This is a genomic window from Roseovarius aestuarii (assembly GCF_019966515.1).
Taxonomy (GTDB): Bacteria; Pseudomonadota; Alphaproteobacteria; order Rhodobacterales; family Rhodobacteraceae; genus Roseovarius; species Roseovarius aestuarii.
Window position 1 is genome coordinate 1 of sequence record NZ_JAIMIB010000042.1, and the last position, 9,201, is coordinate 9,201.

The window sequence follows — 9,201 nt, forward strand, 5'->3', positions numbered from 1 at the left end:
CCGAATACCGCTTCCGAGCCATCTCCCATCCCTCCTGTGACACACAAATAGTGGCACAGTTCTAAGGGGCTAAGACACACGCGGATATAGAAGCTCCCTAGTCCCCCTGAAGCGCAGCCCCCACCGTCCCTGTCAGATACCGCGACATAATCCGCTCCACCCGTGGCGAGTTGAGGTTGGATGGCCAACTTGCAGATGTACGATGTAATGATCAATGGAGACCAAGTGTGATGATGCGGTCGTTCGATACATCCAATTGCCCAAACGATGCCGGCGAATCCTTGGAACCGGAAGATGCCCCGCCAAACATGGTCATTGACAGCCCGCCTTTTGCCTTTTCTTCGTGGTAAAGCTGATAGCGCGTGCCGGGTATGCCATTCTCGGCGTAGGCTGGGGCGTGGCTGGTGCTGATAATGCGGTTCTTCAGGGCCAGATGGCCCAGAGAAAACTGCGTGAAGAGGGCTTTGTAAGGTGAAACGGTCATTCAAATTGTGCTTCTTTTGGGGTTCGATTTTTCGATAGCGAATGTGGACAGTAACAGCCCCGACAGGATCGCGGCGACGTCGCAAAGCTGTTGCAGTGCAAGTCGATCCCCAAAAAGGAGATACCCGAGAAGCAGGGCTTGCACGGGATACAATGACCTCTTGTCTCTGTGACGATAGTTATTTGATCTGCATCAACGAAAAAACAGAAGTGCGATTCAACAATGTAGTGAGATTAAGCGTTATTTTGTGTAAACTAGGAAGGTCTAATAATGGCTGCCACGTACGTTGATATTTCCAAAGATGCACGAATTCCCAGCGATATAGCCCAAAGGACACAAAACGGAGAAGTTTTTGTCATTCGTGCATGTCTTCAAAGATTAGGTCTGTTTGAAGAAATTGAGGCCTCGACCATCGATGCCATTACCCACGTAACCGGCCAAGAAACTGCAAGAAAACTAGCAGATGAAGGAATTCAATTTATTCACAAGCACGCTAGCCTGGCTCAAATAGCAAAAATTACTGACCGCGCTTACGAAATTGGCCAAGGCAATGCGAACAAGTGGATTTCTCAAGTAGCGCGTAATTTGTTGGGTATTCAAAACTCCTACTATTATGAACGCACCCCAAACATTCGCTTTCACGTCCCGTATGATATCCTTGCTGCAGACCAAGAAACTCTAAGGAAGTTTTCTGGTGCGCGAGGTGGCGGCAAACTCTCTGCACACCCCAACCATCGGGATAGCTGGGTGGGCTGTCCGGATAATTTGATTAATATCTGGGCTGCAGTCGCACCAATCAAGGAAGGTAATGGTCTGATTGTGTTTCCTGAAGCGTTTGATCAAGATATCAAACATGAAGGGGCATCGATAGCGCATGATGAAAATCCTGGCGAACCACTGATACCGGAGCTTCAAGCAGGTGATGCAATCGTGTTTCAGGGCGATCATTTGCACTCTTCTGTGTTGAACAGGATTGATGAAACGCGACATGCAATCAGCTTCAGAGTTGTGACCGAGAAGCCGAATTTTTCTAATGGTCATTATCATCACTATGTTCATTCGGCGCTAGCATCAGGTCCCTTCAAAATGTTCGCGCGACTTCCGGCAGATTTAGCCTGGAGCTATGTCGGCACTAGATTTGGGTGGATCGGAGAAAGACTTGGGAGGCGCGCCCGTGTGGCAGCTAAAAAACAATCAAACGTGTCGGCTAAAGTGAATAAGCTTCGAGCGGGAAAGCGTTCTTTCAGGCTGTCTGACCTTGCCGAGGATTCTTTGTATGCAATAACTGATGACGTGTGCGTCGCGCGAATTGGCCAGTCAAAAGTCATCGCTTTTGACCGCAAGTGCCCTCACGGAGGAAGTGATCTTTCACTGGGCACAGTGACCAATGGGGAAGTAACCTGTCCGTGGCATAATCTTCGATTTGAGCCAAAATCTGGCGCAAGTGCTTGTAAGTCTCTGAGCAACTTGCAGATGTACGATGTAATAATCAACGGAGACCAAGTGACCGTATCGCTCGAAAAATCCCCGGCACCGTCTTCAAACTAAAGTTCATTAAAACGCCGATCAGTGAATACTATCCGCCGCCAATATATCAGTTCGAGGTGTCACGCCCCCAGTTTAACGCCATCTTGATACTAGGGAAGCGAATCGGCGCAGCCCTGTGCACGCCTTGGCGGTCAGTTCAACCAGGCCAAATAGATACCCATGATAATCCACACCACGATAATCTGCGCCAACATCGCAATAATCAGAAACTTTGACCGTTTGTAGTCTTGTTTTACATCGATCTTTTTCATTGGTGAATCTCCAGTTCGTAAGATCGTTAAGTCTGATATCTTTGCTTAGATATGTGGAATTGAGCTGAACACAAGCGACAAGAATGCAATGCCGTCATGCATCCCGGAGGCGTTTCTTCACGGTCAACAACGGACATCGAAGCAAGTGCAGTTATACTCGTTTGGGCCGCAGATTTTCCGTTTGCCAGACCAAAATGCTGCAGCACCGGCTAAGGTCCGCTTTGCGGAATTTGAGAGGGTCGAAACTCGAAAAGGCGAATGTCGGATTTGGGCCGCGATGCCCCCAGCTTATCAACGCGATACGGCGGCCCGCTGTTCCCATATGACACGCTCTCGCGCGATCCAAAGATGCTCTGGCTTTTGTTGGATGATTGCATTCTCAAAGCCAGAAAGCGATTTCGCTTCGTCCGCCGAATGCGCTAGCGCCCAGCCGTGAACCGAGGGGATATCATTGGCTTCCGTGGGGACTTCGATTTTCCATACCTGTAGCATGAGCGCTTTTCCCATATCGCGATTAACAAGGAGTTTCCGAACTGAAATTCGGTCAGTGGTCCGCTATGCCAGCCGTTCAACGAATGTCGACAATGCCAGAGCTACTCCTTTGCTTGAAGGAGGCCGATCAAAGTCTCTTATGGGTCAGGAACCAACATTAATACCATCCTGCCAGGATGGCAGATGTTGTGCGCATGACGATTGCCTTCGGCTCAGCTCGCAACTGATTTTCTTTACAAGATAGGACAGGATTGCTATTCGGCGAACTCCTGCAAATCATTGCAACTTCAAACTAGAGAGGTGGTGAAAACCACATGCAGGTTAGTGTTCGCGACAACAACGTCGATCAAGCTCTCCGGGTTCTGAAGAAAAAGCTCCAGAAGGAAGGCGTTTTCCGTGAAATGAAGCTCAAGCAACATTTCGAGAAGCCGTCCGAGAAAAACGCGCGCCAGAAAGCTGAAGCTATTCGCCGTGCCCGAAAGCTGGCACGCAAGAAATTGGAGCGCGAAGGGTGATGTAATTCATTCCTCGACGCTGCAAAAACAGAACCCCCGTTGCTCAATGGCAGCGGGGGTTTTACGTATCAGCAGGTTTTTTGAAATGGACACCCCAAGATATCCAGGTTCCTAATTGCAGAATTGCACCCGCGATCGCATAGCATTACTCAGCCAACTTTTTATTGCAGAAGCCGTCGAAACCTATGGCTGAACCGTGCTGTGATATCGCCTGGCTCGCACGGAGTTCTGAGTGCAAACGAACCAGCATCGTGGTTCTGCTTCTTTGTTCCTTGATATCATTGCCGAAAGCAGAAATCAGGTGGCGGCGTCGGCGGGTCTACGATGTCGGGTAAAGACGCTGACCATTGCTGAAACACCCTTGTGCATCAATTTCGTCATGTATTCGCCGCGCAGCCGATGTGCTTTTGCAATGATCCGGTCGACCTCAGCCTGAGACGGCGTTGTGAATTTTGGTTCGGTGTTCATGATCCAGGTTCTTTCTTCTTGTTGTATGTCTCCTCCCTCATGCCAAGAGTTGTGCATCATTTCAGAAAAAGCAAACCATAGCCGCTATGCGTGCAGCACTTGGCGCGAACGGAATACGCTTCCGACAATCGGCACTATCTTCGATGGTTGAATGCAGTTCGAGCCCGTCCACACCGCCCAGACGATCCCAATTCGTGTGGATGTTGTACTTTCTCTAAGGTCGGCTCAGAGCCCTTTGTGTCGGATGCTGCAGGGAGTACGAATGGCAGGCATGATGGGGTATCTATTCCTTCTATCCCGACGCGCCGAAGGGGATTGCAACTGACTTTCCCCGCTATCGGGTCCATCTGCGGCTTGATGATATGGTGGCCATTTTTGGCGCGGCTCAGGCTGGGTTGGGTGTCGCTCGGATGCCGATGTTTCTTGGACGCGCAGCGGCAGGTCTGGTGCAAGTGCCGCTACTGCCGCCACAACACTATGCAGATATCTGGGTGGTGGGACACCCCGATATATGGCCATCGCGAGAATTAAGTGCTTTTCGGGACATCCTGATCCCGTATTGCAAGTCGCACCGCGGCAGCTTTGTTGCCTGACGCTCCTAGCCTGCAGAATAGCCGATGGCGTCGAGTGCCGCCGCCTTGCTGGAGCGCGCGATCTGGTCAGCGGCGGGACCTGATCCCACGGCCCGCGAGAGGGTAAGCCCGCCTATCAGTGTCGACAGGAACGCCCATGCAATTGCCTCGCGTTCAGCCGCTGACTCCGCCTGCGGCAGGTGGTCTGCAATCTTTTTGATGATGCGGCTCATCAGTTCCGCGTATTCGGTTTGCACAGCTGGATCTGCCCTGATCACGTCCGGCGTCAGACTGGTCATTGCGCAACCGCCCTCTAGGTCGATCCGGTGACCCTTTCCAAGATAATAGTCTGCAAAGGCTGCTGGCCACTGAGCGCCATGCTTCTTGCGATACTCGGGCAATGCTGCAAGGACGTCTTCCAGACCGGCGACAAGTGCTGCCCGGAAGGCATCGTTCTTGGATTTCAGATGGGCATAGAATGCGCCAGACGTGACACTGGCGTCTTTCGCTATTGAGTCGACCCCGATCCCTGAATAGCCCTCTTTTCGAAACGCCCGGCCCGACGCCTCTAGCAGTTTCATCTTGGTTGATTCTGATTTTTTCAAGTCAAGTCAATCCTTTACCGCAAAAATAACGATCACTATATTATTTGATTGACGGCGAGCGCCAATCAGAATAGCGATATATAGGGATCGTTATATTTCGATACCCACCCCAAGACAACCACCAAGGTAGGTGGCCCCAATCTTAAGGAGAAGACGACATGGCTTCACGTGTGCCCCGGCACGCGCCCGGTGGAACTGCGCCAATGTCACGGCGCAAAGTTACCGTAGGGCTGGCCGCCATTCCCATCGCGGCAATAGGGCTGACTGTTCACAGGTCAGCTGCAACTGCGCAATCCAATCAAAAGGAACACCAAACTATGCCTGCCAACGCCTTCGTTTACACAGAATTGCAAGCGTCCGTGCCCTTCACGGATGTCCCTTGGGAAAAGCTGAATGCTGCCATCGCGGCCCAACCCGGGTTTGTTGACAAAACGTGGTTTTCCGGGCTGGGCAACCATTCTGTCGGCGGGCTTTACGGGTTTGCGAGCGTCGATGATGCTCTGCTTTACTGCACGGATTTTTTCCCTGCTCTGGCCCGTGACTTTGGCGTGGCGCAAACAACGCGGGTCTTTGATAATCAGGCAACCGAAGAGGCCAGCGCGGCTATGGATGCGCCCCATTTTGGCGGGCAGGTCACAACCGAGCCACGCGCATTTGTTTACACCGAAGTGCAGGTCGCTGTTCCCTTTGAAAACGCACCATGGCAGGACCGAAATCCGGTCTTGCGCAGGCAAAAGGGACTGTTGTCCAAGATCTGGCTAAGCGGACACAATACAAACACGCTGGGTGGCTTGGACGCCTTCGACACTGTCGAAAATGCGTTGGACTTTGCCATCAATGAATTCCCGAAAACGACAGCCACGATGAACGCGGCCTTTTATACGCGCGTCTTCGATGCCCGTGTGACCGAGGCCGCAAGCCGCGGCCTCAACTCTCCCTACTACCTTTAACCTCTTCAACTGAACGGAAATGACATGAAACTGAACTCTCTTTCTGGCGCCATCATGGCCCTTGCGATGTCGTCAACTGCTGCAATGGCTGCCGACTGCTTTGAAATGGGCGGTGTCGCCATCCCTAACTTCTTTGGCGAAGGCGAAGGTCAGCCCACAATCATCTCAGCGGTTTTGACCGGCGGTGTTCAAAATGCGGCTGGTAAGATCACTGCCACCCGCGAGACTGAAACGGGCCTTGAGATGGACATGGAACACTACTTTGGCCGTGACGATGGCGGGGCGTTCCAAACCAAGGACCTTGGCATTCTAACCGCCGTGCCGGGCAAGCCGGGGCGCTTCATGATCGAAATCACCTACGATATTCAGCCAGACGTCACACGCGGCACGATGAAGGGCTACTCAGGCCAGTTCAACAGCTATGGCCTTGTCGATTTGCGCGACGACGACAACCTTGTTGGGCTGGTCCGCTACCAGGGTGAAATCTGCCGCTAAAATTAATTACCGGGGACAGGCGGTGTCTGTCCCCCGTCCTTTGGACCCTTCAGGCGCATCATTATGAACACTCAGTCAACGTCCCCAAACACACCGCACGCCATTCTTTATTCTATGGTCCGTGTCCGAGACCTCGATCGGTCCCTGCGCTTCTATTGCGATGCACTCGGTATGCAGGAATTGCGTCGAGAGACTTTTACAGCTGCTGAATTTACGCTGGTCTTTGTCGGTTATCCCGGCAGCAACGCAATGATTGAGCTGACCTGTAACTGGGGCGAGCACAGCTATTCGCACGGCACCGGATATGGACACATCGCACTGGAGGTTCTCGACATACACCAGACCTGCCTCCATCTGGCCGGGCTGGGCGTCGAAATCACCCGAAACCCGGGCCCGATGAAAGCGGCACCGGATGAAACCGGCGAACACGAAACCATCGCATTCATCAAAGACCCTGACGGCTACTATATTGAGCTAATCCAAGCCCCCTAGGCGTTCCTACAAGCGGTGAGGCACGGCTGACGTGGATCACAAACGCATTGGGCACGGCAAATTATGAAACGAGACACACCATGACGAATATAAGGCATCGCAAAGCAACCATTTGCGCAGACGCAGCGAATTCACCCTTCGTCTGCGACTCGGTCACTCACGAATTCAAAATGCTGCGCCATCGACCAATGTCGGTTTCCGGGAAGCGAGCAAGCAGATTTTGGGATGAGCTGAATGTCTGGTATGGGCCGTCAACGATTGGGGAATCCTTTTGGACCGTTTTGATGCTGCGTTGCATCCGGCGACCGCTTGAGCCCAAAACTATCGAATGCTGCAAACCACACCAATGACTGCAGTTCACGGAAAGCTGTCCTTCATGAATAACGCAGCATTATGGGGTTCGGGAGGGGCTGCTTAAAGCGGAAAGGGTAATTCGCATTACGCTCGCATTTCTGCCATTAATGAGTAGTGCAGCATCTGTAACTATGGGCTCAAAGCGGACATCTGATATTATCAGTCGGTATTATGGAGGAGGTCACGCTTCAGCCAGCCAAGTGTTGATTTTCTTCACAAGCCCACCTCGCGATGTACCGTAAAAGCCAAATTCTAGCGGATGTTTTTCGCCGTTAATCACGAGAGCAAGCCGCTCCATCCTTGTGCCTTCACTCCATTGCGCTTCGATAGCGGCGCGCTCAATGTTTGAAAGCGCATGCGAAGTGATTTTGCGCCCGTTGAGACGCGCTACAACGCGAGTGAAGATTCCGGTCTTTTTGTTGAAGGTCAGTCTTTGGTACGGGAAGAACTGGTGTGCGATCCACAGCATCCCGAAACCCAACGAAGTGACAAGAACTGTCTCCGCCATGCCGGATGTCTGCCCGCTAAGAGACGACCAAATGCAAGCCACGCCCAAAAACCACACGAAACCTGCTAGAAACCTTGGCCGGTCCTCTAGAACTAGATGGTTCGAAGTCGTCTCTACAATCTTCATATCTTGCGATTGTAGTAGTTGAATTAGGCGGTAGTTGGGCGAAACTAGCCTGGCCCAGATCACGTAAGGCGTTGGGGACGAAGCCTGCGTATGTGTCTGCGAACATGGCTGCCATTGAGGCGCAAGGTGTCGAGGTCACATTCATCAGGAAGGAGTATTTCGAGGGAGTTTGAAAGAAGCCCCGCCCATTGGAAAAGCGGGACTTCTTTCTTCCAACCGTGCGCAGTTGGAGTGCCGTCAACTAACCGCAAAAATATGAAATTATCGTTACACCGCTTGGAGAATTTCACATGCCCCTGACCATGGATGAATACGAGTATCTGAGAGAAGAGATTGAACAGGTGCAGGGCCTCGTCAGGCTGGCTGAAGTTCAGGCAAAGCTGGCTGACGTATTGCTCTCAGCGCCGGTTCGATCGACAGTGTCTTCCTTGATCTATATTGCCACTACTCTAGCGCCCATAACGCGACCATGCTTTATGAGGCGGAGACACAATGATTAGGTAATCGAGACCAATGGCAGAACGTTACGAACGCCACCGCCAAGCTTGGACTGGTGAGGAAATTGAGAAGCTGCATTTGCTTGCAACAAAGGGGATGGGGCTAAAGGCTATTGCCAAGGCTCTTATGCGTTCAGAGGAATCGATCAAGACCAGAGCAAAACTAGACAAGCTGAAAATTCGAAAACTGCGCTGATTTATTGTGCCTGGCTCATGTTCATTATCGCTTTCACACCAGTGTCAGCCTGTTAGACACTTTATGTCGAACCCAATGCTGCGGCCGCTTTCGCATTGTTGATTTTCACCGACGTCGCAACAACTCTGTTTAATCTCGATGAAGGGCGCCTAAATCTTTGAGCAATCAACCTGCGAGTAAAGCCTTTTGAACCGTCTCATCCCAGCCGAGATATAGTTTTTTTTGGTCACGTATCACTGGGCGAGCCATTACCTTGGGTTTGGCTGAGATTTGAGCTTCCGCTTCTGACGCTTTCAGCCAGTCGTTGAGCCCTCGATAGTCACTTGATTTTCGATCCACCAATCGCTCACCAAACTCGGCAATCAGTTCAGCCAATTCAGTTTCGTTCAATGGCTCCGCTCGGATATCGCGGAAAACAACATCTTTGCCGTTGGCTTCTAATTCCTTGCGGGCCTTCTGACAAATCGAGCAGGTGCTCAAGCCATAGATCATCATGTCGTTAACTCCTTGGGCGATGGCTTTCCAAACTCGTGCATTAACTCCCCCGACGCAACCGCTCTATCTTGCACGGCCCTACCAACCTCGATTCAAAAGGGTGCTGCAAAGCTTCCGAGAGCCACATGGGCCTCTTCACGACACTCGTATAGC

The 9,201-nt window shown here is 51.7% G+C and carries 13 protein-coding genes; 7 read left to right on the top strand and 6 right to left on the bottom strand.

The genetic code is table 11. The features are described 5' to 3' along the window. Window positions 1-211 precede the first annotated feature (211 nt). The gene (locus LC334_RS22585) at window positions 212-484 is read right to left on the bottom strand and encodes a beta/alpha barrel domain-containing protein (protein ID WP_085802570.1); all 273 of its coding nucleotides are present in this window, start codon (window positions 482-484) and stop codon (window positions 212-214) included. A gap of 270 nt (window positions 485-754) precedes the next feature. Between LC334_RS22585 and LC334_RS22590 the strand changes: the two genes are divergently transcribed. Further along, complete coding sequence (locus tag LC334_RS22590) at window positions 755-2,032, top strand: Rieske (2Fe-2S) protein (RefSeq protein WP_085802571.1); 1,278 nt, start codon at window positions 755-757, stop codon at window positions 2,030-2,032. Between the two features lie 542 nt (window positions 2,033-2,574). Here LC334_RS22590 and LC334_RS22595 read toward each other — a convergent pair. Next, window positions 2,575-2,775: a hypothetical protein gene (locus LC334_RS22595; RefSeq protein ID WP_139836561.1), complete on the bottom strand. Its 201-nt coding sequence runs from the start codon at window positions 2,773-2,775 to the stop codon at window positions 2,575-2,577. 314 nt (window positions 2,776-3,089) lie between these two features. On the opposite strand from LC334_RS22595, the gene rpsU reads away from it, so the two are divergent. Further along, window positions 3,090-3,290, top strand: a complete 201-nt coding sequence (gene rpsU, locus LC334_RS22600; RefSeq protein ID WP_040700433.1) for a 30S ribosomal protein S21 — start codon at window positions 3,090-3,092, stop codon at window positions 3,288-3,290. 297 nt (window positions 3,291-3,587) lie between these two features. Here the strand turns inward: rpsU and LC334_RS22605 are convergent, their stop codons facing one another. After that, entirely contained in the window at window positions 3,588-3,758 is a 171-nt protein-coding gene (locus tag LC334_RS22605) for an RSP_7527 family protein (RefSeq protein WP_176237805.1), read from the bottom strand. A gap of 314 nt (window positions 3,759-4,072) precedes the next feature. Here LC334_RS22605 and LC334_RS22610 point away from each other — a divergent pair, with 314 nt between their 5' ends. Continuing rightward, a complete protein-coding gene (locus LC334_RS22610; RefSeq protein ID WP_370737951.1) occupies window positions 4,073-4,351 on the top strand; it encodes a LysR substrate-binding domain-containing protein in 279 nt (92 codons plus the stop codon). Window positions 4,352-4,356: 5 nt separating this feature from the next. Here LC334_RS22610 and LC334_RS22615 read toward each other — a convergent pair whose 3' ends face one another. Beyond that, window positions 4,357-4,911: a TetR/AcrR family transcriptional regulator gene (locus tag LC334_RS22615; RefSeq protein WP_085802582.1), complete on the bottom strand. Its 555-nt coding sequence runs from the start codon at window positions 4,909-4,911 to the stop codon at window positions 4,357-4,359. Between the two features lie 341 nt (window positions 4,912-5,252). On the opposite strand from LC334_RS22615, the gene LC334_RS22620 reads away from it, so the two are divergent. The 3 genes from LC334_RS22620 (at window position 5,253) to LC334_RS22630 (ending at window position 6,872) form a co-directional block, all read left to right on the top strand. After that, a complete protein-coding gene (locus LC334_RS22620) occupies window positions 5,253-5,885 on the top strand; it encodes a YdhR family protein (protein ID WP_085802575.1) in 633 nt (210 codons plus the stop codon). A gap of 24 nt (window positions 5,886-5,909) precedes the next feature. Further along, window positions 5,910-6,380 carry a hypothetical protein gene (locus LC334_RS22625; RefSeq protein WP_085802576.1) on the top strand — a complete coding sequence of 157 codons (471 nt, stop codon included), beginning with the start codon at window positions 5,910-5,912 and terminating at the stop codon, window positions 6,378-6,380. Window positions 6,381-6,494: 114 nt separating this feature from the next. Then, on the top strand, window positions 6,495-6,872 hold the full coding sequence (locus LC334_RS22630; RefSeq protein WP_223413133.1) for a VOC family protein: 378 nt from the start codon (window positions 6,495-6,497) through the stop codon (window positions 6,870-6,872). 535 nt (window positions 6,873-7,407) lie between these two features. Here LC334_RS22630 and LC334_RS22635 read toward each other — a convergent pair. Beyond that, window positions 7,408-7,734, bottom strand: a complete 327-nt coding sequence (locus LC334_RS22635) for a hypothetical protein (protein WP_139836562.1) — start codon at window positions 7,732-7,734, stop codon at window positions 7,408-7,410. A 639-nt stretch (window positions 7,735-8,373) separates the two neighbouring features. Here LC334_RS22635 and LC334_RS22640 point away from each other — a divergent pair. Next, window positions 8,374-8,553: a hypothetical protein gene (locus tag LC334_RS22640; protein WP_085802580.1), complete on the top strand. Its 180-nt coding sequence runs from the start codon at window positions 8,374-8,376 to the stop codon at window positions 8,551-8,553. A 165-nt stretch (window positions 8,554-8,718) separates the two neighbouring features. Here LC334_RS22640 and LC334_RS22645 read toward each other — a convergent pair whose 3' ends face one another. Further along, a complete protein-coding gene (locus LC334_RS22645) occupies window positions 8,719-9,048 on the bottom strand; it encodes an arsenate reductase family protein (RefSeq protein ID WP_085802581.1) in 330 nt (109 codons plus the stop codon). Window positions 9,049-9,201 lie beyond the last annotated feature (153 nt).